Source organism: Bradyrhizobium sp. cir1 (assembly GCF_014198245.1).
Lineage (GTDB): Bacteria > Pseudomonadota > Alphaproteobacteria > Rhizobiales > Xanthobacteraceae > Bradyrhizobium.
In genome coordinates, this window is the sequence record NZ_JACIHE010000001.1 from 23037 (window position 1) to 49806 (window position 26770).

28 protein-coding genes are annotated in these 26770 nt (G+C 65.0%); 27 read left to right on the forward strand and 1 reads right to left on the reverse strand.

Translation table 11 applies throughout. From position 1 onward, the window contains the following. The first annotated feature begins 89 nt into the window (after window positions 1–89). The 22 genes from GGD63_RS00110 (at window position 90) to mtnK (ending at window position 20750) form a co-directional block, all read left to right on the forward strand. Window positions 90–455 carry an NADH-quinone oxidoreductase subunit A gene (locus GGD63_RS00110; protein WP_008136158.1) on the forward strand — a complete coding sequence of 122 codons (366 nt, stop codon included), beginning with the start codon at window positions 90–92 and terminating at the stop codon, window positions 453–455. Continuing rightward, window positions 446–1033, forward strand: a complete 588-nt coding sequence (locus GGD63_RS00115; RefSeq protein WP_409334037.1) for a NuoB/complex I 20 kDa subunit family protein — start codon at window positions 446–448, stop codon at window positions 1031–1033. The genes GGD63_RS00110 and GGD63_RS00115 overlap by 10 nt, the downstream gene beginning before the upstream one ends. An 11-nt stretch (window positions 1034–1044) precedes the next feature. Continuing rightward, window positions 1045–1656: an NADH-quinone oxidoreductase subunit C gene (locus tag GGD63_RS00120; RefSeq protein WP_183238897.1), complete on the forward strand. Its 612-nt coding sequence runs from the start codon at window positions 1045–1047 to the stop codon at window positions 1654–1656. A gap of 2 nt (window positions 1657–1658) precedes the next feature. Next, entirely contained in the window at window positions 1659–2855 is a 1197-nt protein-coding gene (locus tag GGD63_RS00125; protein WP_183238898.1) for an NADH-quinone oxidoreductase subunit D, read from the forward strand. After that, window positions 2855–3817, forward strand: coding sequence for an FkbM family methyltransferase (locus tag GGD63_RS00130; RefSeq protein WP_183238899.1), 963 nt, complete (start codon window positions 2855–2857; stop codon window positions 3815–3817). The genes GGD63_RS00125 and GGD63_RS00130 overlap by 1 nt, the downstream gene beginning before the upstream one ends. A 12-nt stretch (window positions 3818–3829) precedes the next feature. After that, window positions 3830–4441, forward strand: coding sequence for an NADH-quinone oxidoreductase subunit NuoE (nuoE, locus tag GGD63_RS00135; protein ID WP_183238900.1), 612 nt, complete (start codon window positions 3830–3832; stop codon window positions 4439–4441). Beyond that, window positions 4441–4647, forward strand: coding sequence for a hypothetical protein (locus tag GGD63_RS00140; RefSeq protein WP_183238901.1), 207 nt, complete (start codon window positions 4441–4443; stop codon window positions 4645–4647). The genes nuoE and GGD63_RS00140 overlap by 1 nt, the downstream gene beginning before the upstream one ends. A 15-nt stretch (window positions 4648–4662) precedes the next feature. Continuing rightward, entirely contained in the window at window positions 4663–5988 is a 1326-nt protein-coding gene (gene nuoF, locus GGD63_RS00145) for an NADH-quinone oxidoreductase subunit NuoF (RefSeq protein ID WP_183238902.1), read from the forward strand. Between the two features lie 5 nt (window positions 5989–5993). Next, window positions 5994–8069 carry an NADH-quinone oxidoreductase subunit NuoG gene (gene nuoG, locus GGD63_RS00150; RefSeq protein ID WP_183238903.1) on the forward strand — a complete coding sequence of 692 codons (2076 nt, stop codon included), beginning with the start codon at window positions 5994–5996 and terminating at the stop codon, window positions 8067–8069. 10 nt (window positions 8070–8079) lie between these two features. Beyond that, window positions 8080–9147 carry an NADH-quinone oxidoreductase subunit NuoH gene (gene nuoH, locus GGD63_RS00155; RefSeq protein WP_084302793.1) on the forward strand — a complete coding sequence of 356 codons (1068 nt, stop codon included), beginning with the start codon at window positions 8080–8082 and terminating at the stop codon, window positions 9145–9147. A gap of 14 nt (window positions 9148–9161) precedes the next feature. Next, window positions 9162–9650, forward strand: coding sequence for an NADH-quinone oxidoreductase subunit NuoI (gene nuoI, locus GGD63_RS00160; protein ID WP_026232873.1), 489 nt, complete (start codon window positions 9162–9164; stop codon window positions 9648–9650). Between the two features lie 9 nt (window positions 9651–9659). Next, window positions 9660–10298 (forward strand): NADH-quinone oxidoreductase subunit J, encoded by a 639-nt coding sequence (locus GGD63_RS00165; protein WP_183238904.1) that lies wholly within the window; start codon window positions 9660–9662, stop codon window positions 10296–10298. Beyond that, on the forward strand, window positions 10295–10603 hold the full coding sequence (gene nuoK, locus GGD63_RS00170; RefSeq protein ID WP_008547737.1) for an NADH-quinone oxidoreductase subunit NuoK: 309 nt from the start codon (window positions 10295–10297) through the stop codon (window positions 10601–10603). The genes GGD63_RS00165 and nuoK overlap by 4 nt, the downstream gene beginning before the upstream one ends. Before the next feature lie 8 nt (window positions 10604–10611). Beyond that, window positions 10612–12711, forward strand: coding sequence for an NADH-quinone oxidoreductase subunit L (gene nuoL / locus GGD63_RS00175; RefSeq protein ID WP_183238905.1), 2100 nt, complete (start codon window positions 10612–10614; stop codon window positions 12709–12711). After that, window positions 12712–14220, forward strand: coding sequence for an NADH-quinone oxidoreductase subunit M (locus GGD63_RS00180; RefSeq protein ID WP_183238906.1), 1509 nt, complete (start codon window positions 12712–12714; stop codon window positions 14218–14220). 22 nt (window positions 14221–14242) lie between these two features. Then, window positions 14243–15679: an NADH-quinone oxidoreductase subunit NuoN gene (nuoN, locus tag GGD63_RS00185; protein ID WP_183238907.1), complete on the forward strand. Its 1437-nt coding sequence runs from the start codon at window positions 14243–14245 to the stop codon at window positions 15677–15679. 1 nt (window position 15680) lies between these two features. Further along, on the forward strand, window positions 15681–16487 hold the full coding sequence (locus tag GGD63_RS00190; protein ID WP_183238908.1) for a biotin--[acetyl-CoA-carboxylase] ligase: 807 nt from the start codon (window positions 15681–15683) through the stop codon (window positions 16485–16487). Continuing rightward, complete coding sequence (locus GGD63_RS00195; RefSeq protein WP_183238909.1) at window positions 16487–18157, forward strand: ribonuclease J; 1671 nt, start codon at window positions 16487–16489, stop codon at window positions 18155–18157. The genes GGD63_RS00190 and GGD63_RS00195 overlap by 1 nt, the downstream gene beginning before the upstream one ends. A gap of 42 nt (window positions 18158–18199) precedes the next feature. After that, window positions 18200–18604 carry a methylmalonyl-CoA epimerase gene (gene mce, locus GGD63_RS00200; protein WP_183238910.1) on the forward strand — a complete coding sequence of 135 codons (405 nt, stop codon included), beginning with the start codon at window positions 18200–18202 and terminating at the stop codon, window positions 18602–18604. A gap of 6 nt (window positions 18605–18610) precedes the next feature. Further along, a complete protein-coding gene (locus GGD63_RS00205) occupies window positions 18611–18886 on the forward strand; it encodes a DUF1467 family protein (protein WP_183238911.1) in 276 nt (91 codons plus the stop codon). Window positions 18887–19028: 142 nt separating this feature from the next. Further along, window positions 19029–19376 (forward strand): hypothetical protein, encoded by a 348-nt coding sequence (locus GGD63_RS00210; protein WP_183238912.1) that lies wholly within the window; start codon window positions 19029–19031, stop codon window positions 19374–19376. Between the two features lie 87 nt (window positions 19377–19463). Then, the gene (gene mtnK, locus GGD63_RS00215) at window positions 19464–20750 is read left to right on the forward strand and encodes an S-methyl-5-thioribose kinase (protein WP_183238913.1); all 1287 of its coding nucleotides are present in this window, start codon (window positions 19464–19466) and stop codon (window positions 20748–20750) included. A 13-nt stretch (window positions 20751–20763) separates the two neighbouring features. Here the strand turns inward: mtnK and GGD63_RS00220 are convergent, their stop codons facing one another. Then, a complete protein-coding gene (locus GGD63_RS00220; protein WP_246785327.1) occupies window positions 20764–20928 on the reverse strand; it encodes a hypothetical protein in 165 nt (54 codons plus the stop codon). 249 nt (window positions 20929–21177) lie between these two features. Here GGD63_RS00220 and GGD63_RS00225 point away from each other — a divergent pair, with 249 nt between their 5' ends. From GGD63_RS00225 to GGD63_RS00245, 5 genes are read left to right on the forward strand one after another with little or no spacing between them, the layout of a single operon-like run. Next, on the forward strand, window positions 21178–22767 hold the full coding sequence (locus tag GGD63_RS00225; protein ID WP_183238914.1) for an ABC transporter substrate-binding protein: 1590 nt from the start codon (window positions 21178–21180) through the stop codon (window positions 22765–22767). Between the two features lie 54 nt (window positions 22768–22821). Continuing rightward, window positions 22822–23745: an ABC transporter permease gene (locus tag GGD63_RS00230; protein WP_183238915.1), complete on the forward strand. Its 924-nt coding sequence runs from the start codon at window positions 22822–22824 to the stop codon at window positions 23743–23745. Further along, a complete protein-coding gene (locus GGD63_RS00235; protein ID WP_183238916.1) occupies window positions 23742–24563 on the forward strand; it encodes an ABC transporter permease in 822 nt (273 codons plus the stop codon). The genes GGD63_RS00230 and GGD63_RS00235 overlap by 4 nt, the downstream gene beginning before the upstream one ends. Then, window positions 24560–25540, forward strand: coding sequence for an ABC transporter ATP-binding protein (locus tag GGD63_RS00240; RefSeq protein WP_183238917.1), 981 nt, complete (start codon window positions 24560–24562; stop codon window positions 25538–25540). The genes GGD63_RS00235 and GGD63_RS00240 overlap by 4 nt, the downstream gene beginning before the upstream one ends. Continuing rightward, window positions 25533–26576, forward strand: coding sequence for an ABC transporter ATP-binding protein (locus GGD63_RS00245; protein ID WP_183238918.1), 1044 nt, complete (start codon window positions 25533–25535; stop codon window positions 26574–26576). The genes GGD63_RS00240 and GGD63_RS00245 overlap by 8 nt, the downstream gene beginning before the upstream one ends. Window positions 26577–26770: the final 194 nt, after the last annotated feature.

Sequence of the window (26770 nt, forward strand, 5' to 3'; positions counted from 1 at the left end):
CCATTGGTGCACTGCGCTAAGGCTCAGAATAATTCCAAATCGGGACGAATCCGCGGCTCCCCCGACGTCGCGGGAAAAAGGGCTCGTCAATGAGCGGCATTCTACAGAACTATCTTCCACTCGTCGTCTTTATAGGGGTAGCGGGCCTCATCGGCCTCGTGCTGCTGATCGCGCCGTTCATCGTGGCGTTCCAGCAGCCGGACCCGGAAAAGCTGTCGGCGTATGAGTGCGGTTTCAACGCCTTCGACGACGCGCGAATGAAGTTCGACGTCCGCTTCTATCTGGTCGCCATCCTCTTCATCATCTTCGACCTCGAGGTGGCGTTCCTGTTTCCCTGGGCGGTGGCGTTCGGCAAGCTCGGCGCGACCGGCTTCTGGTCGATGGTGGTGTTCCTCGCCGTGCTGACGGTCGGGTTCGCCTATGAATGGAAGAAAGGGGCACTGGAATGGGATTGAACACTGCACCGCCCGCCGGTTCGGTCGTTGCACCGGCCCCCAAGGGCATCCTGGATCCGTCGACCGGCAAGCCGGTCGGGGCCAATGATCCGTTCTTCCTCGAGGTCAATTCCGAGCTGTCCGACAAGGGCTTCTTCGTGGCCGCGACCGACGACCTCATCACCTGGGCGCGCACCGGCTCGTTGATGTGGATGACCTTCGGTCTCGCCTGCTGCGCCGTCGAGATGATGCAGGTGTCGATGCCGCGCTACGACGTCGAGCGCTTCGGCTTCGCCCCGCGTGCCTCGCCGCGCCAGTCCGACGTGATGATCGTCGCGGGAACCCTGACCAACAAGATGGCGCCCGCGCTGCGCAAGGTCTACGACCAGATGCCGGAGCCGCGCTACGTCATCTCGATGGGCTCCTGCGCCAATGGCGGCGGCTACTACCACTATTCCTACTCGGTCGTGCGCGGCTGCGACCGTATCGTGCCGATCGACATCTACGTGCCGGGCTGCCCGCCCACGGCGGAAGCGCTGCTCTACGGCGTGCTGCTGCTGCAGAAGAAGATCCGGCGCACCGGCACCATCGAACGCTAAGGTTTTACGTCATGGACGACGGCAAGCTCGAGGCCCTTGGGCAAACGATCGTTAGCGCGCTTCCGGGCGCCGCCACCGGTCACACGGTGGCCTTCAACCAACTCACGGTTGATGTCGAGGCCGGCAAGATCGTCGAGGTGGTCAAGTACCTCCGCGACGATCCGAGCTGCCGTTTCGTCAACATCACCGACGTGACCGCGGTCGATTACCCCTCGCGCGAAAAGCGCTTCGACGTGATCTATCATTTCCTGTCACCGACCCTGAACACGCGGATCCGGCTGCGTGTCGCCGCCGACGAGACCACGCAGGTTCCGTCGCTGATCGACGTGTTCCCTGGCGCCGACTGGTTCGAGCGCGAGGCCTACGACCTCTACGGCGTGTTCTTCGTCGGCCATCCCGACATGCGCCGCATCCTCACCGATTACGGTTTCGAGGGGCACCCGCTGCGCAAGGATTTTCCGCTCACCGGCTTCGTCGAGGTCCGCTACGACGACCAGGAGAAGCGGGTGGTGTACGAGCCTGTCCGGCTCAACCAGGAATTCCGCAAGTTTGATTTCTTGTCGCCGTGGGAAGGCGCGGACTATCCGCTGCCTGGCGACGAAAAGGCGGGGCCGAAGGTCTGATCATGAATGAACAACCTGAGAACCTCAGAAACTTCACCATCAATTTCGGTCCGCAACACCCGGCGGCACACGGTGTGTTGCGTCTCGTGCTGGAGCTTGACGGCGAGATCGTCGCGCGCGTCGACCCGCATATCGGCCTGCTTCACCGCGGCACCGAAAAGCTGATCGAGCAGAAGACCTATCTCCAGGCGATCCCGTATTTCGACCGCCTCGACTACGTCGCGCCGATGAACCAGGAGCACGCCTTCTGCCTCGCCGCCGAAAGGTTGCTCGGCATCGAGGTGCCGCGCCGCGGCCAGCTCATCCGCGTGCTCTATTGCGAGATCGGCCGCATCCTGTCGCACCTTCTCAACGTCACCACGCAGGCGATGGACGTCGGCGCGCTGACCCCGCCGCTGTGGGGCTTCGAAGAGCGTGAAAAGCTGATGGTGTTCTACGAGCGCGCCTCGGGCAGCCGCATGCATGCGGCCTTCTTCCGCGTCGGCGGCGTGCATCAGGACCTGCCGCAGAAGCTGGTCGACGACATCGAGGCCTGGTGCGATCCGTTCCTGAAAGTGGTCGAGGACCTCGACCGCCTGCTGACCGCCAACCGCATCTTCAAGCAGCGCAACGTCGACATCGGCGTGGTGCCGCTGAAGGAAGCCTGGGAGTGGGGTTTCTCGGGCGTGATGGTGCGCGGCTCGGGCGCGGCCTGGGACCTGCGCAAGTCGCAGCCCTATGAGTGCTACGCCGAGATAGATTTCGACATCCCGATCGGCAAGAACGGCGACTGCTACGACCGCTACCTGATCCGCATGGAAGAGATGCGTCAGTCCATACGCATCATGAAGCAGTGCATCCAGAAGCTGAACGCGCCGGAGGGGAAGGGCCCCGTCGTCGTCGCCGACAACAAGGTCGCCCCGCCGCGCCGCGGCGAGATGAAGCGCTCGATGGAAGCGCTGATCCATCACTTCAAGCTCTACACCGAAGGCGTCCACGTGCCGGCTGGCGAGGTCTATGCCGCGGTCGAGGCGCCCAAGGGCGAGTTCGGCGTCTATCTGGTCTCGGACGGCACCAACAAGCCCTACAAGTGCAAGATCCGCGCGCCCGGCTTTGCCCATCTGCAGGCCATGGACCACATCTGCCGCGGCCATCTGCTCGCCGACGTCTCGGCGATCCTGGGCTCGCTCGACATCGTGTTCGGAGAGGTCGATCGGTGATGGCGCAGGCGCCAATCCAGTTTGACCGCGCCTCGGGGGCCCTTGAAGGGGCCAACCTGTGGGAGCGGACGGCTGCCTTGGCGCTGGTGACGGGATCGAAGATCTCCTCGCACTTCTCGCACATGGGCTACATCGCCTGCGCCAACCTGCTGGCGAAGACGCTGCCCAAGCGCAACATCGCGATCAAGCTCAACCCCGACGCCGTGTTCGAATTTCCCTACGGCGACGGCTACTGGAGCAAGCTGCTCAACCGCTCCTATAACTACGAAGACGAGCTCGAGCTGCTGTTCGCCGATAGCGTCGACGTCGACTACACGCTGCTCGATTGCGGCGCCAATTACGGCTACTGGTCGGTGCTGGTGTCGAGCAGGCCGTTCGGCTCGCACAAGGCGATCGCGATCGAGCCGTCGGGCCAGAACTATCCGAAGCTCGCCAACAACGCCCGCGTCAACGGCGATCGCTTCGAGACCATGAAATGCGCCATCGGCGCGGCCCGCGGCACTGCGCGGCTCTCCGGCACCAAGCACGAGGCCTTCAGCATCGCCGGCGACCCGTCGGCAGGCGGCGAAGAGGTGCCGGTCATTGCGCTGGATAATCTGATCGACGACGGCAGGATCGCCGCCAGCGGCAAGTACCTGATCAAGCTCGACGTCGAGGGCGTCGAGATCGAAGCGATCAAGGGCGGCGCCCGGCTGCTCCAGGCCGACAGCGTCGTCATGTGCGAGGAGCACGGCAGCGACCGCAGTCACGCGGTGTCGCGCTACATCCTCGAGCAGACCCCGCTGAAGCTGATCGTGTTCGATCCGCGCAGCAACCGGATGGAGACCGTGACCGAGCTGTCGATCCTCGACCGCATCAAGGTCTCGACCCACGTCGGCTACAACGTTTTCGGCACCGCAAGCGCATTCTGGCAGGACAGGATCGACGCCCTGAATGCCAAGACCGCGCGCCGCCTGCAGTGAGAGATTGAAGAGATGTCCGTTCGCCGATTAGCACCGAAGGAAGTCCAGCCCGCGAGCTTCGCGTTCACGGAGGAGAACCTCGCGTTCGCCAGGCAGCAGATCGCGAAATATCCGGCCGGGCGCCAGGCCTCCGCCGTCATCGCCATCCTGTGGCGGGCGCAGGAGCAGCACGACGGCTGGGTCTCGGAAGCCGCGATCCGCGTCATCGCCGACATGCTCGACATGCCCTATATCCGCGTGCTGGAAGTGGCGACTTTCTACACCATGTTCCAGCTCGCCCCGGTCGGCAAGAAGGCCCATGTCCAGGTCTGCGGCACCACGCCGTGCCGCCTGCGCGGCGCCGAGGATCTCATCCACGTCTGCGAGCACCGCATCCATCACGAGCCCTTCCATCTCTCCAAGGACGGCAATTTCAGCTGGGAGGAGGTCGAGTGCCTGGGCGCCTGCGTGAACGCGCCGATGGTGCTGATCGGCAAGGACACCTATGAGGACCTGACCAAGGAAAGCTTCGGCAAGGTGCTCGACGGCTTTGCTTCGGGCAACCCGCCCAAGCCCGGCCCGCAGAACGGCCGCCAGTTCTCGGCGCCGATCACCGGGCCGACCACGCTGAAGGAGACCACCTGATGCGTGGTCTCTCGTCGCCTTCGGTGCAGGGGAACGGTGCCATGAAGAAGTGGGGCTTCATCGCGATGCATGCCGGCGTCGCGGCTGCCTTCATCTTTCTCCTGCAACGCTTCAGCCTGAACGCGTCGCTGGAATCCAGTCTGCTCTGGGCGCTGACCTTCGCCGTCTGCGCCGCCGGACTCGCCTACAAGCAGTCCAATCGTTGATCGGAAAGCACTGATATGCTCGAGGACAAGGACCGCATCTTCAAGAACCTCTACGGCCTCCACGACTGGGGGCTCGAGGGTGCGCGGCGCCGCGGCGCCTGGGATGGTACGAAGAACATCATCGACAAGGGCCGCGACTGGATCATCAACGAGATGAAGGCCTCGGGCCTGCGCGGCCGCGGCGGCGCCGGCTTCCCGACCGGTCTGAAGTGGTCCTTCATGCCGAAGGAATCGACCGACGGCCGGCCGAGCTATCTCGTCGTCAACGCCGACGAGTCCGAGCCCGGCACCTGCAAGGACCGCGAGATCATGCGGCACGATCCGCATCTGCTGGTCGAGGGCTGCCTGATCGCGAGCTTCGCGATGAACGCGCATGCCTGCTACATCTATGTCCGTGGCGAGTTCATTCGCGAGCGCGAGCGCCTCCAGGCCGCGATCGACCAGGCCTACGAGGCCAAGCTGATCGGCAAGGACAACGTCAACGGCTGGCCGTTCGACCTCTACGTCGCCCACGGCGCCGGCGCCTATATCTGCGGCGAGGAAACCGCGCTGCTCGAAAGCCTCGAGGGCAAGAAGGGCCAGCCGCGCCTGAAGCCGCCATTCCCGGCGAACGTCGGCCTGTTCGGCTGCCCGACGACGGTGAACAATGTCGAGTCGATCGCCGTTGCGCCGGACATTCTCCGCCGCGGTGCGGCCTGGTTCGCCGGCATCGGCCGTCCGAACAATGTCGGCACCAAACTGTTCTGCATCTCCGGCCATGTCGAGCGGCCCTGCAACGTCGAAGAGGCCATGGGCATTCCGTTCCGTGAACTGATCGACAAGCATTGCGGCGGCATCCGCGGCGGCTGGGACAACCTCAAGGCCGTGATCCCCGGCGGCTCGTCGGTGCGCATGGTGCCGGCCGAGCAGATCATCGACACGCCGATGGATTTCGACAGCTTGAGCAAGCTGCGCTCGGGCCTCGGCACCGCGGCCGTGATCGTGATGGACAAGTCGACCGACCTGATCCGCGCCATCGCCCGCATTTCGTACTTCTACAAGCACGAGAGCTGCGGCCAGTGCACGCCGTGCCGCGAAGGCACGGGCTGGATGTGGCGCGTGCTCACCCGCATGGCCGAGGGGCGCGCCCACAAGCGCGAGATCGACATGCTGCTCGAAGTCACAAAGCAGGTCGAAGGCCACACCATCTGCGCGCTCGGCGACGCGGCGGCCTGGCCGATCCAGGGCCTGATCACGCACTTCCGTCACGAGATCGAAGCGCGCATCGATCAGTATTCGCATAAGGCCGATGTCGATGACATCGGCGTCCGCGATCCCGTGAACATGGTCGCGGCGGAGTAAGAGACATGACCAAGCTCATCATCGACGGCAAAGAGATCGATGTCCCCGCCGAATACACGCTGCTTCAGGCGTGCGAGGCGGCCGGCGCCGAGATTCCGCGCTTCTGCTATCACGAGCGGCTGTCGATCGCCGGCAATTGCCGGATGTGCCTCGTCGAGGTGAAGGGCGGCCCGAAGCCGGTCGCCAGCTGCGCCTGGGGCGTGCGCGACTGCCGTCCGGGTCCGAAGGGCGAGCCGCCGGAGATCTCCACGCGTTCGCCGATGGTGAAGAAGGCGCGCGAAGGCGTGATGGAATTCCTTCTCATCAACCATCCGCTGGACTGCCCGATCTGCGACCAGGGCGGCGAGTGCGATCTGCAGGACCAGGCGATGGGCTATGGTGTCGACACCAGCCGCTTCGCCGAGAACAAGCGCGCCGTCGAGGACAAATATCTCGGTGCGCTGGTCAAGACCTCGATGAACCGCTGCATCCAGTGCACGCGCTGCGTCCGCTTCTCGGCGGAAGTCGCGGGCGCGCCCGAGATGGGCGCCACCGGCCGCGGCGAGGACATGGAGATCACGACCTATCTCGAGCATGCGCTGACATCGGAGCTGCAGGGCAATCTCGTCGACATCTGCCCGGTCGGCGCGCTGACCTCAAAACCCTACGCGTTCGCGGCGCGTCCCTGGGAGCTCGGCAAGACCCAGTCGATCGACGTCATGGACGGCGTGGGATCGGCGATCCGGGTCGACACCCGCGGCCGTGAAGTGATGCGCGTGCTGCCGCGTATCAACGAGGCCGTGAACGAGGAGTGGATCTCCGACAAGACCCGACACATCGTCGACGGCCTGCGCACCCAGCGCCTCGACCGGCCCTATATCCGTGAGGCCGGTAAGTTGCGCGCGGCAAGCTGGACCGAGGCCTTCGCCACGATCGCCGCGAAGGCGGCGCGCACCGACGGCAAGCGCATCGGCGCGATCGCCGGCGACCTCGCCGGTGTCGAGGAGATGTTCGCGCTGAAGGACCTCTTGGCCAAGTACGGCTCGAACAATCTGGCGGTGCAGGGCGGCGACGCCTTCGACCCCGCGCTCGGCCGTGGCTCCTATATCTTCAATCCGACGCTGGTCGGCGTCGAGCAGGCGGACGCGCTGCTTATCATCGGCGCGAATCCGCGGAAAGAGGCGGCCGTGTTCAACGCCCGCATCCGCAAGCGCTGGCGCGCCGGCGGCTTCAAGGTCGGCGTGATCGGCGCCAAGGCCGATCTGACTTACGACTACGATCATCTCGGCGCGGGCACCGAGACGCTCGGCGAGCTCGCGGCCGGCAAGCACTCTTTCATGGACGTGCTGAAGAACGCCAAGCACCCGATCATCCTGGTCGGCGCGGGCGCGGCCGCCCGTCACGACGGCGCCGCCATTCTCGCAGCTAGCGCCAAGCTCGCGCTCGATATCGGCGCGGTCAAGGACGGCTGGAACGGGTTTGGCGTGCTGCACGAGACCGCCTCGCGCGTCGGCGCGCTCGACATCGGCTTCGCCGCAACCGCAGGTGGGCTGAATGCCGCGCAGATGACGACGTTCGGCACGCTGGACCTGCTGTTCCTGCTTGGCGCCGACGAGATCAAGGCGCCGGACGGCACCTTCGTCGTCTATATCGGCACCCATGGCGATCGCGGCGCGCACCGCGCCGACGTCATCCTGCCGGCCGCCGCCTACACCGAGAAGTCCGCGATCTACGTCAACACCGAAGGCCGTGTGCAGATGACCGGCCGCGCCGCGTTCCCGCCGGGCGAAGCCCGCGAGGACTGGGCGATCATCCGTGCGCTGTCGGAAGCGCTCGGCAAGAAGCTCGGCTATGACTCGCTTGCCGCGCTGCGCCAGGCGATCTTCAAGGCCGTGCCGCATCTGATCCGTCTCGACCAGATCGAGGCCGGCTCCGCCGACCAGGTCAAGAAGCTGGCGGGGAAGGGCGGTTCGCCCGAGAAGGCGCCGTTCAAGCCGCTGGTCGAGGACTTCTATTTGACCAACCCAATCGCGCGTGCGTCCGCCGTGATGGCGGAATGCTCGCGGCTTGCCTCCGGGCAGATGCTGACCGCAGCGGAGTGAGCGTGATCTGATGGAATTCTTCGAAAGCGCATTCTGGACCGGGTTCCTCTGGCCGCTGATCATCATGGTTGCGGAGAGCGTCCTGGTGCTCGTCGTCCTGCTCGTGGCGATCGCCTACATCCTGCTCGCCGACCGCAAGATCTGGGCGGCGGTGCAGATCCGCCGCGGCCCGAACGTGGTCGGCCCCTGGGGCCTGCTGCAGTCCTTCGCCGACCTGCTGAAGTTCGTGCTGAAGGAGCCAATCATCCCGGCCGGCGCCAACAAGGGCGTGTTCCTGCTGGCGCCACTGGTGTCCTGCGTGCTCGCGCTCGCGGCCTGGGCGGTGATCCCGACCAATCTCGGCTGGGTGATCTCCGACATCAATGTCGGCGTCCTCTTCATCTTCGCGATCTCGTCGCTGTCGATCTACGGCATCATCATGGCCGGCTGGTCGTCCAACTCGAAGTACCCGTTCCTGGCCGCGCTGCGCTCGGCAGCGCAGATGGTGTCCTATGAAGTCTCGATCGGCTTCGTCATCATCACGGTGCTGCTGTGTGCCGGCACGCTGAACCTGTCGGCGGTGGTCGAGGCCCAGCATGCGCGCGGCCTTGCCAGCCTGATCGGGCTGCCGCAGCTCACCATCCTGAACTGGTATGTCTGGCCGCTGTTCCCGATGTTCGTGGTGTTCTACGTCTCGGCGCTGGCGGAAACCAACCGTCCGCCCTTCGACCTCGTCGAAGCGGAATCCGAGCTCGTCGCCGGCTTCATGGTCGAGTACGGCTCGACGCCGTATCTGCTGTTCATGCTCGGCGAGTACGTCGCGATCGTCACGATGTGCGCGCTGGCGACGATCCTGTTCCTCGGGGGCTGGCTGCCGCCGGTGGATCTGCCGCCCTTCAACTGGGTGCCGGGGATCATCTGGTTCTCGCTGAAAGTGTTCTTCATGTTCTTCCTGTTCGCGATGGCGAAGGCGATCGTGCCGCGCTACCGCTACGATCAACTGATGCGCCTCGGCTGGAAGGTGTTCCTGCCGCTGTCGCTGGCGATGGTGATCGTGGTGGCCGGCGTGCTGCATTTCGCCGGCATCGCGCCGAAGTGAGGGCCGTCATGGGTATCAACATCAACGCCACTGCACGCTCGCTTCTGCTGTCGGAATTCGTCTCGGCGTTCTTCCTCGCCATGCGCTATTTCTTCCAGCCGAAGCCGACGCTGAACTATCCGTTCGAGAAGGGCCCGATCTCGCCCCGCTTCCGCGGCGAGCATGCGCTGCGCCGCTATCCGAACGGCGAAGAGCGCTGCATCGCCTGCAAGCTGTGCGAAGCGGTCTGCCCCGCGCAGGCCATCACCATCGAGGCCGGCCCGCGCCGCAACGACGGCACCCGGCGCACCGTGCGCTACGACATCGACATGGTGAAGTGCATCTATTGCGGCCTCTGCCAGGAGGCCTGTCCGGTCGACGCCATCGTCGAAGGTCCGAACTTCGAGTTCGCGACCGAGACCCGCGAGGAACTGTTCTATGACAAGGCCAAGCTGCTCGCCAACGGCGATCGCTGGGAACGCGAGATCGCGAAAGCGATCGAGCTCGACGCGCCGTACCGGTGAGGTGAGGGCATGATCCTTCCCGCGCTGTTTTTCTATCTCTTCGCCGGCATCTGCGTTGCCTCGGCCGTGATGGTGATTGTCTCGCGCAATCCCGTGCACTCCGTGCTGTACCTGATCCTGGCCTTCGTCAACGCCTCCGGCCTGTTCGTGCTGATGGGCGCCGAGTTCCTCGGCATGATGCTGATCGTCGTCTATGTCGGCGCGGTCGCGGTGCTGTTCCTGTTCGTGATCATGATGCTCGACGTCGACTTCCTCGAGCTGCGCGAGGGCTTCATCGAGTACCTGCCGGTGGGCCTCGTCATCGGCGGCATCTTCATGTTCGAACTGCTGCTCACCGTCGGCTTCTGGGTCATCAACCCCGGCGTCGCCAAGACGATCACGGCGGCGATCCCGGCCAACGTTTCCAACACCGAGGCGCTCGGCCTCGTGCTCTATACGAAGTACATCCACTACTTCCAGCTCGCGGGCATGGTGCTGCTGGTCGCCATGATCGGCGCCATCGTGCTGACGCTGCGGCACAAGGCGAACGTGAAACGGCAGGACATCAACGTTCAGAACGCGCGCACGCCTGAGATGGCGATGGCGATGCGCAAGGTGGCGCCGGGGCAGGGGCTCTCGGATGCCGATGTGGCGGAGTGGGTGAAATGACGATCGGGCTCGGACATTATCTGGCGGTCGGCGCGATCCTGTTCACGCTCGGGATCCTCGGCATCTTCCTGAACCGCAAGAACATCATCGTCATTCTGATGTCGATCGAGCTGATCCTGCTCTCGGTCAACATCAACCTCGTGGCGTTCTCGACCTTCCTCGGCGACATCGTCGGCCAGGTCTTCGCGCTTCTGGTGCTGACTGTTGCGGCCGCTGAAGCCGCGATCGGTCTCGCCATCCTGGTGGTCTATTTCCGCAACCGCGGCTCGATCGCGGTTGAGGACGTCAATCTGATGAAGGGCTGAGCTCTCAAATGGTTCAGGCAATCGTTTTCCTGCCTCTGCTGGGCGCCATTCTGGCCGGCCTGATCTCGCTGGTCGGCGCGCATGCCCGCAACCCCTCGGGCGACGAGGTCGAGCATCACGGCGACCACGGTCACGGCGCGCACGCCCATGCGTCCGATACGATCAACGAGGATGCCTCCGTTATCCACGAGAGCCACCACGAGCCCGGCGACGGCCATGACGGCCACGGCCCGGTCGAGCCGGCGGCGGCGGGCTCGCGCGGCGCCGAGCTGATCACGACGGGTCTGCTGTTCGTCGCGGCGGCGCTGTCCTGGATGACGCTGGTCGATGTCGGCTTCATGCACCATGACGCCCGCATCCAGCTGCTGCCTTTCATCTTCTCCGGCGACCTCCAGGTCTGGTGGACGCTGCGCGTCGACACGCTCACCGCCGTGATGCTGGTGGTGGTGACGACCGTGTCCTCGCTCGTGCACCTCTATTCCATCGGCTACATGGACGAGGATCCGTACCGGCCTCGCTTCTTCGGCTATCTCAGCCTGTTCACCTTCGCCATGCTGATGCTGGTGACCGCGGACAACCTGGTCCAGCTGTTCTTCGGCTGGGAAGGCGTGGGTCTGGCCAGCTACCTGCTGATCGGCTTCTGGTACCAGAAGCCGTCGGCGAATGCGGCGGCCATCAAGGCCTTCGTGGTCAACCGCGTCGGCGATTTCGGCTTCGCGCTCGGCATCTTCGCGGTCTTCATGTTGGCCGGCTCGACCGATTTCGAGACCATCTTCCATGCCGCACCCGGTCTCACCGGCAAGACCATCAACTTCCTCGGCTGGCACGCCGACGCGCTGACCCTGACCTGCCTGCTGCTGTTCATGGGCGCGATGGGCAAGTCGGCGCAGTTCTTGCTGCACACCTGGTTGCCGGACGCGATGGAAGGCCCGACCCCGGTCTCGGCGCTGATCCACGCCGCGACCATGGTTACCGCAGGCGTCTTCATGGTGGCGCGCCTGTCGCCGCTGTTCGAGCTCGCCCCGACCGCCCAGGCTGTTGTGATGTTCTTCGGCGCCACCACGGCGTTCTTCGCGGCCACGATCGGCCTCGTCCAGAACGACATCAAGCGCATCGTCGCCTACTCGACCTGTTCGCAGCTGGGCTACATGTTCGTGGCGATGGGAGCAGGGGCCTATTCGGTCGGCATGTTCCACCTGTTCACGCACGCCTTCTTCAAGGCGCTGCTGTTCCTAGGCTCCGGCTCGGTGATCTACGCGATGCACCACGAGCAGGACATCCGCAACATGGGCGGCCTCTGGCGCAAGATCCCCTACACCTATGCGGTGATGGTGGTCGGCACGCTGGCGCTGACCGGCTTCCCGCTCACCGCCGGCTACTTCTCCAAGGACGCGATCATCGAGTCCGCCTACGCCTCGCACAATCCGTTCGGGGTGTACGGCTTCCTGATGACGGTCGTCGCCGCCGGCCTGACCTCGTTCTACTCCTGGCGCCTGATCTTCAAGACGTTCCACGGCGAGCCGCATGACGAGCATCATTACGAAGCCGCGCATGAGGCCCCCCTCTGGATCCTGATCCCGATCGGCGTGCTCGCGGTCGGCTCGTTCGTCGCGGGTCTGCCGTTCAAGGAGCTGTTCGCCGGCCACGGCGTCGAGGAGTTCTTCCGCGAGTCCGTGAAGATGAACCCGCACATCATCGAGGAGATGCACCACATCCCCGAGACCATCGCCTTCCTGCCGACGGTGATGATGGTGCTGGGCTTCCTCGTCTCGTACCTGTTCTACATCCGCCGGCCCTACATCCCCGTTCGGCTCGCTCAAGAGCAGCCGATGCTGTACCAGTTCCTGCTCAACAAATGGTACTTCGACGAGCTCTACGACGTCATCTTCGTTCGTCCGGCGAAGTGGATCGGCTATCAGCTCTGGAAGAAGGGCGACGGCTTCGTCATCGACGGCTTCGGGCCCGATGGCGTCTCCGCCCGCGTGCTGGACGTCACCCGCAACGTCGTGAAGATCCAGACCGGCTATCTCTATCATTATGCATTCGCCATGCTGATCGGTGCCGCCGGCCTGATCACCTGGTTCATGTTCGGCTTTGGAGGCCAGTAAATGACAACCTGGCCCATTCTTTCGGTCACGACGTTCCTGCCGGTGGTCGGCGCGCTGATCGTCTATCTCAGCCGCGGCGATGACGAGGCGGCCAAGCGCAATTCGCGCTGGATCGCGCTTTGGACCACGCTGATCACCTTCGCGGTGTCGGTGCTCCTGGTCATGCGCTTCGACCCCAGCAGCGCCGACTTCCAGTTCGTCGAGAAGGCGAGCTGGCTCGCCACCGGCATTACCTACCACATGGGCGTCGACGGCATTTCGCTGCCCTTCGTGATCCTGACCACCGCCCTGATGCCGTTCTGCATCATCGCGAGCTGGAAGGCGATCACCAACCGCGTCCGCGAATACATGATGGCGTTCCTGATCCTGGAAACGCTGATGGTCGGCACCTTCTGCGCGCTCGATCTCGTGCTGTTCTACCTGTTCTTCGAAGGCGGCCTGATCCCGATGTTCCTGATCATCGGCGTCTGGGGCGGTCCGCGCCGGGTGTATGCCTCGTTCAAGTTCTTCCTCTACACGCTGCTCGGCTCGGTCTTGATGCTGCTCGCCATCATGGCGCTGTACTGGAACGGCGGCACCACGGACATTCCGGCCCTGATGCACACTGCCGTGCCGCGGTCCTTGCAGACCTGGGCCTGGCTTGCCTTCTTCGCCTCCTTCGCGGTGAAGATGCCGATGTGGCCGGTGCACACCTGGCTGCCCGATGCGCACGTCGAGGCGCCGACCGCGGGCTCCGTGGTCCTCGCCGCGATCCTGCTGAAGATGGGCGGCTATGGCTTCCTGCGCTTCTCGCTGCCGATGTTCCCGCTGGCCTCGCACGACTTCGCGCCGCTGATCTTTACGCTCTCGACCATCGCCATCATCTACACCTCGCTGGTGGCCCTGATGCAGGAGGACATGAAGAAGCTGATCGCTTACTCGTCAGTGGCGCATATGGGCTTCGTCACCATGGGCATCTTCGCGGGCACCATGCAGGGTGTCGCCGGCGGCGTGTTCCAGATGATCTCGCACGGCATCGTCTCCGGCGCGCTGTTCCTCTGCGTCGGCATTGTCTACGACCGCCTGCACACCCGCGAGATCGCGGCCTATGGCGGCCTCGTCAACCGGATGCCGCTCTATGCGATGACCTTCATGGTCTTCACGATGGCCAATGTCGGTCTGCCCGGAACGAGCGGCTTCGTCGGCGAGTTCATGACGCTGCTCGGCACCTTCAAGGTCTCGATCCCGACCGCGTTCTTCGCCAGCTTCGGCGTGATCCTCTCGGCGTGCTACGCGCTGTGGCTCTACCGCAAGGTGGTGTTCGGGGCGCTGGTCAAGCCGTCGCTGATGAGCATGAAGGATCTCACCTTGCGCGAATGCGTGACGCTGTTCCCGATGATCGCGCTGACGATCCTGTTCGGCGTCTATCCGAAGCCGGTGCTCGACATGTCGGCCGCCTCGGTCCAGCAACTCGTCAACAATTACAACTCCGCTGTGACGGCCGTGAAGGCCGCCGCACTGCTCCAGTGATCGGGCAGGTCAGGATATCGCCATGAGCTTTTCGACTGCAGGTTATCAACTGGCGCCGGTGCTGCCCGAGCTCGTGCTCGCGGTCGGCGCCATGGCGCTTCTGATGCTCGGGGCCTATCGCGGGCAGGGGACGACCAGGACCGTCACCTCGCTGGCGGTCCTGCTGCTGGTCGTGGTCGGCGTGCTCGTCTACGCCCAGCCCGCGGGCAAGCAGGTGACCTTCGGCGGCAGCTTCATCGTCGACGACTTCGCGCGCTTCATGAAGATCCTGGCCCTGATCGGCTCGGCGGTGACGCTGGTGCTGTCGACCGAGTTCCTGTCCGATCCGTCGCGCCGCATCTTCGAGTATTCGATCCTGGTGCTGCTCTCGACGCTCGGCATGATGGTGCTGATTTCGGCCGGCGATTTGATCTCGCTGTATCTCGGCCTCGAGCTGATGTCGCTGGCGCTCTATGTCGTCGCCGCCTCGAACCGCGACAACGCCAAGTCGACCGAAGCCGGCCTGAAGTATTTTGTGCTGGGCGCGCTGTCCTCGGGCATGCTGCTCTACGGCGCCTCGCTGATCTACGGCTTCACCGGCACCGTGAGCTTCACCGGCATCGCTACCGCCGTGACGGCCGCGAATGTCGGCCTGGTGTTCGGCCTCGTCTTCCTGCTCGCCGGCCTCTGCTTCAAGATCTCGGTGGTGCCGTTCCACATGTGGACGCCCGACGTCTACGAGGGCGCGCCGACGCCGGTGACCGCCTTCTTCGCGTCCGCGCCGAAGGTCGCTGCGCTCGCCGTCTTGACCCGCGTCACGCTCACCGCCTTCCCCGGGATCGTCTCGCAGTGGCAGCAGATCCTGGTGTTCGTCTCGATCGCCTCGATGGCGCTCGGTGCCTTCGCGGCGATCGGCCAGAGCAACATCAAGCGCCTGATGGCCTATTCCTCGATCGGCCACATGGGCTTCGCCCTGGTCGGTCTTGCTTCCGGCACGGTCGAGGGCGCGCAGGGCGTCTTGATGTACATCGTGATCTATGTCGCGATGACGCTCGGTTCGTTCTCGATCATCCTCGCCATGAAGCGCAACGGCCAGGCCGTCGAGCAGATCAGCGATTTCGCGGGCCTGTCGCGGACCAACCCGCTGCTCGCCTTCATGTTCGCGATGCTGCTGTTCTCGCTCGCCGGCATTCCGCCGCTCGCCGGCTTCTTCGCCAAGTGGTACGTCTTCGTCGCCGCCATCAAGGCGAACCTGTTCACGCTCGCCGTCATCGGCGTGCTGACCAGCGTCGTCGGCGCCTACTACTATCTCGCCATCGTCAAGACGATGTACTTCGACGAGCCGGCCGGCCAGGTCGACCCGGTGCGTGTCGAGGTGAGGACGGTGCTCGCGGTCGCGGGCGTGTTCAACATCCTGTTCGCGCTGTTTGCGGGTCCCGTGGTGAGCGTCGCCTCCGCCGCGGCAAAGTCGCTGTTCTAGGATGGGGTTCGCGCTCGGTCCTCGCGCACTCTCGGCGGGCTACAAGCTCGCGGCTTTCGAACGGACCGGCTCGACCAATACCGACGCGATCGAGCACGCCAGGGCCGGCGAACGCGGCCCGATGTGGTTCGTCACATCGGAGCAGACCGCCGGCCGCGGCCGCCGCCAGCGCCCCTGGATCGCCCCGAAGGGCAATCTCGCCGCCAGCGTCCTCGAGGTCCTCGACATCGCACCAGCGGTTGCCGCCACCATCGGGTTTGCGGCGGGGCTCGCGGAGGAGGCCGCCCTGGAGAAGGTCAGCCTCGAGGCCGCGCTGCGCCTCGGCGAGGGCCGGCCCAGATACGCGCTGAAATGGCCGAACGACGTCCTCGCCAACGGCAAGAAGCTGGTCGGCATCGGCCTGGAGGCGGAGGCGGTCGGCGACCGCCTTGCCGTCGTCGTCGGCATCGGCACCAACGTCGTCGCAGCGCCCGAGGGCACGCCGACGCCCGCCGTGTCGCTCGCAGCCCTCGGCGTCCAGATCAGCGCGGAGGAGCTGTTTACGGCCCTGTCGGACGCCTGGGTCGAGTTCCGTGGCATATGGGACAATGGCCGCGGCTTTGCCGATATCCGTAAACTGTGGCTCGAGCGCGCCGCTGGTCTCGGCGAGCGGGTCGCGATCCATACGGGGACGACGACGCTGGAAGGCATTTTCGACACCATCGATGACACCGGCTGCCTGATCGTCCGCACCGCGGAGGGCCGGCGCGTGCCGGTGGCAGCCGGCGAAGTGTTCTTCGGCCCGGCCCGCTCGGTGGGGGCTGCTTGATGGCGAGGCCCGACGAACTGGTGTTTGCGCCGCTCGGCGGCGTCGGCGAGATCGGCATGAACCTGTCGATCTATGGCCTGGGCAACCGTCACCAGCGTTCTTGGCTGGCGGTCGATCTCGGCGTGTCCTTCGGCGACGAGGAGCATTTGCCCGGCATCGACCTGATCATGCCCGACATCAGCTTCCTGGAGAAGGAACGCAAGAACCTGATGGGCCTCGTGCTGACGCACGCCCATGAGGATCATTTTGGCGCCATCATCGATCTCTGGCCGAAGCTGAAATGCCCGATCTACGCCACGAAATTCAGCGCCGCGCTGTTCGAGGCCAAATGCGCCGCCGAGCGCAATGCGCCAGAGATTCCGGTCACCGTGGTCCCGTCGGGCGGCCGGGTCGATATCGGCCCGTTCAACGTCGAGTTCATTCCGGTCGCGCACTCGATTCCAGAAGCGCATGCGCTCGCGATCCACACCGAAGCCGGCATCGTGCTGCACACCGGCGACTGGAAGATCGACCCGACCCCGACGCTGGGAGCGCCGACCGACGAGAAGCGGCTGCGCGAGCTCGGCGAGGAGGGCGTGCTCGCCCTGATCGGCGATTCCACCAATGCCGTGCGCGACGGCCGCTCGCCGTCGGAGGCCGAGGTCGCCAAAACCATCATCGATCTCGTCAAATCGGCCAAGGGCCGCGTCGCGGTCACGACCTTCGCCTCCAACGTCGCCCGCGTGAAGGCCGTCGCTGACGCTGCCAGGGCAGCGGACCGCGAGGTCGTCGTGGTCGGCCGCGCCATGGAGCGCGTGGTGCAGGTCGCGCGCGAGACCGGCTATCTCGACGGCGTGCAGAATTTCCGCTCGCCCGAGGTCTACGGCCACCTGCCGCAGGACAAGGTGCTGGCGCTCTGCACCGGCAGCCAGGGCGAGCCGCGCGCCGCGCTGGCGCGCATCGCCAATGACGATCATCCCGAGATCACCCTGAACCGCGGCGACAGCGTCATCTTCTCCTCGCGCACCATTCCCGGCAACGAGAAGGCCGTCGGCTCGATCATGAACAATCTGGTGCTCCAGGGCGTCGAGATCATCACCGACCGCGATGCGCTGGTCCACGTCTCCGGCCATCCGCGCCGCGACGAGCTGCGCGAGCTGATCTCCTGGGTGAAGCCGCAGCTCCTGATCCCCGCCCACGGCGAAGCGCTGCACCTGCACGAGCATGCAAAGCTCGCCCGCGCCGCCGGCGTGCCGCGCGTGCTGGTCTGCCGTAACGGCGACCTCGTCAAGCTCGGGCCCGGCGATCCCGGCATCGTCGGCGAGGTGCCCTCGGGCCGGCTCTACAAGGACGGCACGATCCTGGAGGACTCCAAGTCCCGTGCCGTGGTCGAGCGCCGCCGCATGGCCTTCTCCGGCTGCGCCTTCGTCGCCATTGCCATGACTGCGCAGGGGGAACTGGCCGACGAACCCGAGGTCGATCTGGTCGGCATCCCCGAGAAGAACAGGGCGGGCGAGACCTTCGACGACCTCGTCTTCGACGCCGTCATGTCCACGATCGAGGGGCTGCCGAAGGCGCGCCGCCGCGATCCGGACGCGCTGGCCGAGTCGGTGCGACGCGCCGTCCGGGCTGTCATCAACGAACATTGGGGCAAAAAGCCCCCCTGTCTGGTACACGTCCTGACAGTGTAGAATAGGCGCGGTCTCCGGATCATGCGCTGAGGGAGAAGAAACATGCTGGGTCGCCTCAACCATGTCGCGATCGCGACCAAGGACGCCGTCAAGGCCGCAAAGATCTACGGTGCGGCATTCGGCGCCCAGATCTCGGAAGCCGTGCCGCTGCCCGAGCACGGCGTCACCACCGTGTTCGCGACACTGCCCAACACCAAGATCGAGTTCATCGAGCCGCTCGGCGAAACCTCGCCGATCGCAAAGTTCATCGAGCGCAATCCCGACGGCGGCATCCACCATGTCTGCTACGAGGTCGTCGACATCATCGTTTCGCGCGACACGCTGGTGAAGGAGGGGGCAAGGGTGCTCGGCGACGGCGTGCCGAAGATCGGCGCCCATGGCAAGCCGGTGCTGTTCCTGCACCCGAAGGATTTTTCCGGCGCGCTGGTCGAAATCGAGCAGGCGTAAGGCCCCATGGCCATCCAGATCTCGACCGCGCTTGCGATCTACTTCGTCATCTGGTGGATCGCGCTGTTCCTGACGCTGCCGTTCGGCGTGCGCAGCCAGCACGAGGACGGCGTCGGCGCCCCCGGCACCGATCCCGGCGCGCCGATCCTGACGCGGATGGGGCGCAAGCTGATCTGGACCACGATCATCTCGGCCATCATCTACGGCCTCGGCATGGCGGCTTACCATGCCGGCTATCTCTCGATCGAACGCCTGTCGAAATTGATGGGCATGCCGTTTTAGAGGTGTAAGGGACGAAGGATATCAACCAAGCTCGTCATTGCGAGCGCAGCGAAGCAATCCAGAGTCTTACCGCCGAGGGATTCTGGATTGCTTCGCTGCGCTCGCAATGACGGCGGAGATAGTTCGTATATTGGGGGAACGAATGACTTTTCAGAGGATCGTCGTCGCGCTTCTGGTGCTGATCGTCGCCGGGATCAGTGCCATCGGCTATTTCGAATGGAAGATCGCCGTTCAGGCCCGGACGCTGAAGGCGTTCGTCGAGGGCTACGTCTTCAACGAGGCGGTGATGGCCTGCGAGCAGGCCAGGAGCTCGACGCCCTTCAAGTGGAATGGCGGCAAGAGCACCTCGGTGATCGGCCTGAACTCGGTCAAGCCAGACAAATACAACGTCGTCGCCAGTTACACGCTGGTGGCGGATAGCGTCTATTGCGATTACGATCCGATCAAAAGAAAGGCCGAGATCGGCTCGAGCTTCCTGGAGCGGGAGTAACGATCCGGCCATGCCAAGCATGATCCGGAAAAGTGCGAAGCGGTTTTCCGAGAAAGATCATGCCCAAATACGTGGGGTGGGATCGTCATGGCGCAGGCGGGGGACTACCGGATTCTGCATGAGGCGGCACTGCGGGACTATCTCGCGGGCCTTCCGGACCTCAAGGCGCTGCTCGGCGGCGATCCCGCGTCCTGGGTGATCACCGAGGTCGGCGACGGCAATCTCAACCTCGTCTTCATCGTCAAGGGCGCGCGCGGCGGTGTCGCGGTGAAGCAGGCGCTGCCTTACGTCCGCCTCGTCGGCGAGAGCTGGCCGCTGCCGCTGTCGCGGGCCCATTACGAATATCTCGCGCTGTCCCGGCAGGCCCAGCTCGCACCCGGCCTCGTGCCGGCCCTGCTGCATCACAACGAAAAGCTGGCGCTGACGGTGATGGAGCTGCTCGAGCCCCACATCATCATGCGCAAGGGGCTGGTCGCGGGAGCGCGCTATCCGCGCTTCACGGACGACATCACCACCTTCACGGCGCGGACGCTGTTCTTCACCTCCGACCTCGCGCTCTCCGCCGCCGAGAAGAAGGAGGGCATCGCCGCTTTCGCCGGCAATCACGCGCTGTGCAAGATCACCGAAGACCTGATCTTCACCGATCCCTACCGCATCGCCGAGCAGAATCGCTGGACCGCGCCGTACCTCGACGGCCTCGCCGCCGATCTGCGCGACGACCTGGAGCTGCATGTCGCGATCTCCCGGCTGAAGCTGAAATTCATGGCGAGCCCCGAGGCGCTGCTGCATGGCGACTTCCACACCGGTTCGATCATGGTCACGGACAGCCAGACGCGGGTGATCGACCCCGAATTTGCGTTCTACGGCCCGATCGGGTTCGACGTCGGCGCCGTGCTGGCCAATCTGCTGATGGCCTTTTTCGCGTCCGCCGGCCACGAGCGCGCGCCGGGCGAGCGGGCCGCGTTCGAGGGCTGGGTGCTGGAGGCGGTCGAGCAGGTCTGGACCGGATTCGCCGGCAAGTTCCTCGATCTCTGGCGCGCCGGCGCGGCCGGTGACGCCTATCCGCCCTCGCTCTTTCCAGGCGAGAAGGGCGCCGCTCGGCTGGAGGCCGAACGGCAGGCCTACATGCAGCGCCTGTTTGCCGACACCGTCGGCTTCGCCGCAGCCAAGATCATCCGCCGCATCTTCGGCCTCGCCCACAACTTCGATTTCGAGCTGATCGAGGATCCGCGGAAACGGGCTGAGAGGGAGGCGCGGGCGGTCCGGCTGGCGCGCGCGATGATGGTGGAGACGGGAGCATTTCGGACGATCGGCGACGTCACCGGCGCCGCGCGAAAACTGCGGGACTGGATGCCGGAGTTTGCGAACGGCTAGAGGTTCATGCGGCTCAATAAAGCCGCATCGGCAGCAGGGCGCCGTCCGTGCCGGCCAGCAGACCCCAGGTCTCGTTCGCCGCGACCTCGAACTCCCGGCTCTCTGCCGCACCGCCGTCGACCTTGAGCGTGACCTTGTACCTGCCGGGCGGCAGATCGATCTTCTGGCTGTCCGGCAATTTGCCTGCGGCACCGTCGGAGTTAGCCAGCTTTTCGCCGGCGTGCGCCGCCCGCTTCCGATTCTGGATGGTTTGAGGGTCTCGCCGCGGAGCACGACCTCATCTTGAGGGTTTTTCCCCCCGGGCGGGCGTCTTGGAGGATGTGTTGCCAGGAACTGCGGCATCCAAGACGAAAAGAGATGCTTGCACTCGACGTGCCGCGGGTGGTCAACTCCGTGACTGGAATACGCCTGTCGTGCCGGAGGGGATATGATGTTCAGGAAAGTGGCGCTCGTCGCTGGTTTGGGACTGGCGCTCGTCGCCACAGCGCAGGCCCAGACGCCGCGCAAGGGCGGAACCATCCGGATGACGGCGCCCTACGGCTCGAGCTTCACCAGCCTCGACATTCACACCACGCAGCGCGCCCAGGACGAGATCTACGCCAAGGCGCTGCACCGCTCGCTCTACATCTGGAATTCCGCGCAAGGAAAGCCCGTCCTGGAACTCGCCAGGGAGGACGTGGTCTCCGGAGGAGGTCTCGTTCACACCTTCAAGCTGCGCGACGATGCCTATTTCCACAATGGCCGCAAGATGACCGCCGACGACGTCATCTGGTCCTACAACCGCATCATGGACGGCACAAAAGCCTTTCCCGGCGCGCGCTATGTCCGCGTGATCGAGGGCGCCGCCGCGGTCGAGAAGGGCCAGGCCAAGGAGATCTCCGGCCTGAAGAAGATCGACGACTTCACCATCGAGATGAAGCTGACCGAGAAGGTCGATCCGGGCTTCTACTTCTTCACCGCGCTGACCTCGATCTATCCCGCCGACGAGGCCGCCAAGGAGGGCTTCATCCAGAAGCCGATCGGTCTCGGGCCCTTCAAGTTCGTCGAGCACGTGCCGGGATCGCGCATCGTGCTGGAGCGGTGGGACCGGTTCTACAAGCCCGGCAAGCCCTACGCCGACAAGGTCATCGTCTCGGTCATGGGCGAGGCCGCGGCACGCGATGTCGCCTTCCGCAACAAGGAGATCGATACCTCGGTGCTGGGACCTGCGCAGTACGTCGCCTACCAGTCCGACGCCGACCTCAAGGGCACCATCGTCGAGGTCGCCGAGGTCTTCACGCGCTACATGGGGATGAACACCTCGTTCAAGCCGTTCGCCGACAAGCGGGTCCGGCAGGCGATCAACTACGCGATCGACACCGACCTGATCATCAACAAGCTGGTCAAGGGCAAGGCCTATCGCGCCACCAGCTGGCTGCCGCTGACTTCGCCGCTCTACGACAAGACCATGAAGCCGTATCCCTTCGATCCGGCGAAGGCCAAGCAGCTGCTCGCGGACGCGGGCTATCCCGGCGGTTTCGAGTTCGAATGGACCACCAGCCAGAACGAAAGCTGGGGCCTGCCGATCGTCACGGCCGTGATCCCGATGCTGGACAAGGTCGGTATCAAGGCCAAGGTCAAGCAGGTCGAGACCGCGGTGCTGGCAGAGGTGGTTCGCACCGGCGACTACCAGGCCTTCATCTATTCCCAGCAGACCGGCCCGGATCCCCAGGCAGCACTGAAATGCTTCCACTCGGCGACGCCGCAATCGGCCTGCAACTACATGAACTTCAAGAACGCCGACTTCGACAAGTTGATGGACGAGGCCGGACAGGCCGATGACGTCGCCAAGCGCGGCCAGCTGCTGCAGAAGGCCAATGCGCTGCTCTATGACGAAGCGCCGGTCTGGTTCTTCAACTACAACAAGGCGGTGATGGCGGTGCAGCCCTGGCTCAAGGGAGTTCAGCTGAACGCGACGGAGCTGACCCATCAGAGCGTCGAGGACCTCTGGGTCGACGAGACCTCGCCCGCGAAGTGACACGCGCGCTCCCTCCGGCGCAACGGGCGATGGAGGGAGCGGGGAAAAGTTGAGATGCTCGCGTTCTTGATCCGTCGCCTCCTGCAGACCATTCCGACCGTGCTTGCCGTCGTGCTGCTGGTCTTCGTGCTGTTCAGCGTCGTTCCCGGCAGCATCGTCTCGACCATGAGCGACGACAGCGATCCGCAGGTCGAGCTGCGCATGAAGAAGCAGCTCGGCCTCGACCAGCCCGTCTATGTGCGTTTCGGCGCCTATGTCGCAAGACTCGCGACCGGTGATCTGGGGGCGTCGTTCCGGACGCGTGAGCCGGTGACGACCATGATCGCCAAGCGGGCATGGCCGACGCTGCAACTGATCTTCGCCTCCATGGCATTTGCGGTTCTGCTCGGCGTGCCGCTCGGCTTCATCGCGGCCTTGCGGCCGGGCAGCCTCGTCGACACCGTCTCGATGGTCCTGGCGGTGTCGGGCCTGTCATTGGCCAAATTCTGGCTCGGACTGCTCTTGATGTACCTGTTCGCGCTCAAACTCGGCTGGCTGCCGAGTTTCGGCTATGGCGATGGCGGCCTCAAAAATCTGATCCTGCCGGCCGTGACGCTCGGCGTCTCGCCAATGGCGCTGCTGGCCCGGACCACGCGCGCGGCAGTCCTCGAGATCATGACCGCCGACTTCGTCCGCACCGCGCGCTCGAAGGGCATGAGCGAGACACGCGTCGTGAAGTGGCACGTGATGCGCAACGCGCTCGTCCTCATTCTCACCACCATGGGCCTGCAATTTGGCGCGCTGATGGGGCAGGCGGTCGTCGTCGAGAAACTGTTCTCCTGGCCGGGCATCGGCTCGCTGCTGGTGGACAGCGTCCTGCAGCGCGACATTCCGGCCGTCCAGGGCTCCATTCTCGTGGTGGTGCTGTTCTTTCTCGCGATCAATCTGCTGATCGACGTGCTCTACGGCGTGATCGATCCCAGGATCAGATACGCATGAAGCTCCGCGCCAATCTCGTCATCGGCGGGTCGTTGTTCGCGCTCGCGATCATCGTCGGCCTGCTCGCGCCCTGGCTGGCGCACACCGACCCCGTCATGGACGCCAATCTGATGAATGCGGAGGAGCCCCCGAGCTGGACCTGGTGGTTCGGCACCGACGGGCAGGGCCGCGACATCTATTCCCGTGTCCTTTACGGCGCACGCGTCTCGCTCACGGTCGGCATCGTCTCCCAGCTCATCAACAGCGTCATCGGTGTAGGGCTGGGCCTGAGCGCCGGCTATTTTGGCGGCTGGTGGGACGATGTCGTCAACGCCCTGACCAATCTGATGCTCGCGATCCCCTCGCTGATCTTCGCGCTCGCCATCATGGCGGTGCTCGGCCCCGGCCTCACCAGCCTGTTGATCGCACTCGGGCTGACCAACTGGTCCTTCACCTGCCGCCTCGCACGGGCCTCGGCGCTGTCGCTGCGGAACCAGGGCTATGTCCAGGCCGCAACCGTGCTCGGCTACGGCGATCTGCGCATCATGATCACGCAGCTGCTGCCGAACATGCTCGGGCCGATCGTCGTCATCGGCACGCTGGGCATGGGCAGCGCGGTCCTGTCCGAGGCTGCACTGTCGTTCCTCGGCCTCGGCGTCCGCCCGCCCTTTCCGAGCTGGGGCAGCATGCTCTCGGAGGCCCGCGACCAGATCACGACGGCGCCGTGGCTCTCGCTGTTTCCCGGCCTTGCGATCTTCCTGACGGTGCTCGGCCTCAATTTGCTCGGCGATGGCCTGCGCGACATCCTCGATCCCCATTCACGGAGCCGGCGGACATGACGGGCGTGCCGCTGATCGAGGTCGAGGATCTCCGTATCGATCTCGATGATGGATCGAGGCGCGTTGCGGCGGCCGAAGGCGTTTCGTTCCGCATCGATCGCGGCGAGACGTTCGGCCTCGTCGGCGAGTCCGGCTGCGGCAAGAGCATCACGGCGCTCGCTCTGATCGGCCTGTTGCGGTCGCCTTTGTCGATCGGCCGCGGTGTCATCCGGTTCGATGGACGGGAGATCCAGAGCCTTTCCGCCGCCGGGCAGCGGGAGCTGCGCGGCAACCGCATCGCCATGATCTTCCAGGAGCCGATGACGGCGCTGAATCCGGTCTCGCCGGTGGGACGGCAGATCGCCGAGATGTTCGTGCTGCACAAGGGCAAGAGCTGGCGGGAAGCCAACCAGCTCGCGGTCGAGGCGCTCGCGAGTGTCCGTGTGCCCGCGCCGGAGCGGCGCGTAAAGGACTATCCGCACCAGCTCTCCGGCGGCATGCGCCAGCGCGTGATGATCGCCATTGCGCTCGCCTGCGGTCCGGACCTCCTGATCGCCGACGAGCCGACCACGGCGCTCGACGTGACCGTGCAGGCGGAGATCATCGAGCTGATGCGGAATCTATGCGCCGAGCGGGGAACGGCGATCCTGATGATCAGCCACGATCTCGGCCTCGTCGCCAATGTCTGCCGCCGCGTCGCCGTCATGTATGCCGGCCGCATCGTCGAGCAGCGCGGCTCGGCCGACATCTTCCGCGCGCCGTCGCATCCCTATACCCAAGGCCTGGTCGACTCGCTGCCGCGGCTCGGCAGCCGCGCCGCGCTCGGACGCACCAGGCTCAAGGAAATCGCGGGCGTCGTCCCCGCGATCACCAGTTTTCCGGACGGCTGCCGGTTCAATCCGCGCTGCGCGCAAGCCACGGATATTTGCCGGACCGTCGCGCCGGGGACTGATTTGCTGGAGGGCGGCGGGCTGGTGAGGTGTCACCACCATGCATGAGCCGCAGGGAAGGCCGGACGACGATGTCGTTCTCAGCGTCAGGGATCTCGCGGTTCATTTTCCGCTGGGAGGCGGCTTGTTCGGCCGCGAGCGGCGGCTGCTCCGTGCCGTCGACGGCGTCGATCTCACGCTGAAGCGGGGCGAATGCCTCGGCCTCGTCGGTGAGTCCGGGTCGGGCAAGTCGACGGTCGCATTGTCGATCCTGGGCCTGGTGAAGCCGACGCGCGGCCGTATCGTAGTGGACGGACAGGTCGTGACGGATGGGCCATCCGGCGATCGCAAGGCACTGGCCCGTACCGTGCAGATCGTGTTTCAGGATCCCTACGCCTCGCTCAATCCGCGCCAGACCGTCCGCCGCACCCTGGAGGATCCCCTCCGTGTGCACGGCGTGACCGCGAAAAGCGAGATCGAGGACCGCGTCGCGACCATGCTCAAACACGTGGGCCTGCGACCCGAGCAAGCCGACCGCTACCCGCATGAATTCTCCGGCGGCCAGCGCCAGCGCATCGGCATAGCGCGCGCGCTGATCCTCAATCCCAAAATCGTCATCTGCGACGAGCCGGTCTCGGCGCTCGACGTCTCGATCCGCGCCCAGATCATCAATCTGCTGCTGGAGCTGAAGGACACGCTCGGCCTGTCCTACATCATGATCAGCCACGACCTCGGCGTCGTCGAGCACATGAGCGACCGCGTCGCCGTGATGTATCTCGGCCGCATCGTCGAGAACGGCGACTGGCGTGAGATCTTCGAACGGCCGGCGCACCCGTACACGCAAGCCCTGATCGCCGCCATCCCCGATCCCCTGCGCCATGCCCCGCTGGCAACGACCGGCGGCGACCTTCCCAACCCGCTCAATCCGCCGAACGGGTGCGCCTTCAGCCCACGCTGCCGTTACGCGGAGGCGGTGTGTCGGAGCGAGCCGGGGCCGGTACTGGAGACGCGTGCCGACGGGCATGCGGTGCGGTGCTGGCGGGCTGACGAGATTGCGGGGCGGATGGCGCTGGCGACGACGGAAAGCGGGATCTCGCTAAGATAGAGAGCGCATCTCCCGTTCGCCAACGCTCAGGGCCGGATTTGAGTTGCAGGCGATCCTTGAATGAGGAGACCGCAGCACTGATGGCTTGGCGTAAGGTGGTTGGCGGCAAGCCTGTCGTAGCGCGTCTGCCTATCAAGGCTTCTCGAAGCCACGGCCGCTGGCTGCTTATCCTTCGTCGACGCAATTCCGTATCG

Excerpts from the sequence above, each read along its gene's own strand:
- GGD63_RS00245 (WP_183238918.1), top strand. The coding sequence starts at position 25,533 with ATGCATGAGCCGCAGGGAAGGCCGGACGACGATGTCGTTCTCAGCGTC.
- nuoE (WP_183238900.1), top strand. The coding sequence starts at position 3,830 with ATGTCCGTTCGCCGATTAGCACCGAAGGAAGTCCAGCCCGCGAGCTTC.
- GGD63_RS00140 (WP_183238901.1), top strand. The coding sequence starts at position 4,441 with ATGCGTGGTCTCTCGTCGCCTTCGGTGCAGGGGAACGGTGCCATGAAG.
- GGD63_RS00125 (WP_183238898.1), top strand. The coding sequence starts at position 1,659 with ATGAATGAACAACCTGAGAACCTCAGAAACTTCACCATCAATTTCGGT.
- GGD63_RS00205 (WP_183238911.1), top strand. The coding sequence starts at position 18,611 with ATGGCCATCCAGATCTCGACCGCGCTTGCGATCTACTTCGTCATCTGG.
- GGD63_RS00190 (WP_183238908.1), top strand. The coding sequence starts at position 15,681 with ATGGGGTTCGCGCTCGGTCCTCGCGCACTCTCGGCGGGCTACAAGCTC.
- GGD63_RS00110 (WP_008136158.1), top strand. The coding sequence starts at position 90 with ATGAGCGGCATTCTACAGAACTATCTTCCACTCGTCGTCTTTATAGGG.
- GGD63_RS00225 (WP_183238914.1), top strand. The coding sequence starts at position 21,178 with ATGATGTTCAGGAAAGTGGCGCTCGTCGCTGGTTTGGGACTGGCGCTC.
- nuoH (WP_084302793.1), top strand. The coding sequence starts at position 8,080 with ATGGAATTCTTCGAAAGCGCATTCTGGACCGGGTTCCTCTGGCCGCTG.
- nuoK (WP_008547737.1), top strand. The coding sequence starts at position 10,295 with ATGACGATCGGGCTCGGACATTATCTGGCGGTCGGCGCGATCCTGTTC.
- mtnK (WP_183238913.1), top strand. The coding sequence starts at position 19,464 with ATGGCGCAGGCGGGGGACTACCGGATTCTGCATGAGGCGGCACTGCGG.
- nuoL (WP_183238905.1), top strand. The coding sequence starts at position 10,612 with ATGGTTCAGGCAATCGTTTTCCTGCCTCTGCTGGGCGCCATTCTGGCC.
- nuoG (WP_183238903.1), top strand. The coding sequence starts at position 5,994 with ATGACCAAGCTCATCATCGACGGCAAAGAGATCGATGTCCCCGCCGAA.
- nuoF (WP_183238902.1), top strand. The coding sequence starts at position 4,663 with ATGCTCGAGGACAAGGACCGCATCTTCAAGAACCTCTACGGCCTCCAC.
- GGD63_RS00210 (WP_183238912.1), top strand. The coding sequence starts at position 19,029 with ATGACTTTTCAGAGGATCGTCGTCGCGCTTCTGGTGCTGATCGTCGCC.
- GGD63_RS00240 (WP_183238917.1), top strand. The coding sequence starts at position 24,560 with ATGACGGGCGTGCCGCTGATCGAGGTCGAGGATCTCCGTATCGATCTC.
- GGD63_RS00180 (WP_183238906.1), top strand. The coding sequence starts at position 12,712 with ATGACAACCTGGCCCATTCTTTCGGTCACGACGTTCCTGCCGGTGGTC.
- GGD63_RS00195 (WP_183238909.1), top strand. The coding sequence starts at position 16,487 with ATGGCGAGGCCCGACGAACTGGTGTTTGCGCCGCTCGGCGGCGTCGGC.
- GGD63_RS00130 (WP_183238899.1), top strand. The coding sequence starts at position 2,855 with ATGGCGCAGGCGCCAATCCAGTTTGACCGCGCCTCGGGGGCCCTTGAA.
- mce (WP_183238910.1), top strand. The coding sequence starts at position 18,200 with ATGCTGGGTCGCCTCAACCATGTCGCGATCGCGACCAAGGACGCCGTC.
- GGD63_RS00230 (WP_183238915.1), top strand. The coding sequence starts at position 22,822 with ATGCTCGCGTTCTTGATCCGTCGCCTCCTGCAGACCATTCCGACCGTG.
- GGD63_RS00165 (WP_183238904.1), top strand. The coding sequence starts at position 9,660 with ATGATCCTTCCCGCGCTGTTTTTCTATCTCTTCGCCGGCATCTGCGTT.
- nuoN (WP_183238907.1), top strand. The coding sequence starts at position 14,243 with ATGAGCTTTTCGACTGCAGGTTATCAACTGGCGCCGGTGCTGCCCGAG.
- GGD63_RS00115 (WP_409334037.1), top strand. The coding sequence starts at position 446 with ATGGGATTGAACACTGCACCGCCCGCCGGTTCGGTCGTTGCACCGGCC.
- GGD63_RS00235 (WP_183238916.1), top strand. The coding sequence starts at position 23,742 with ATGAAGCTCCGCGCCAATCTCGTCATCGGCGGGTCGTTGTTCGCGCTC.
- GGD63_RS00120 (WP_183238897.1), top strand. The coding sequence starts at position 1,045 with ATGGACGACGGCAAGCTCGAGGCCCTTGGGCAAACGATCGTTAGCGCG.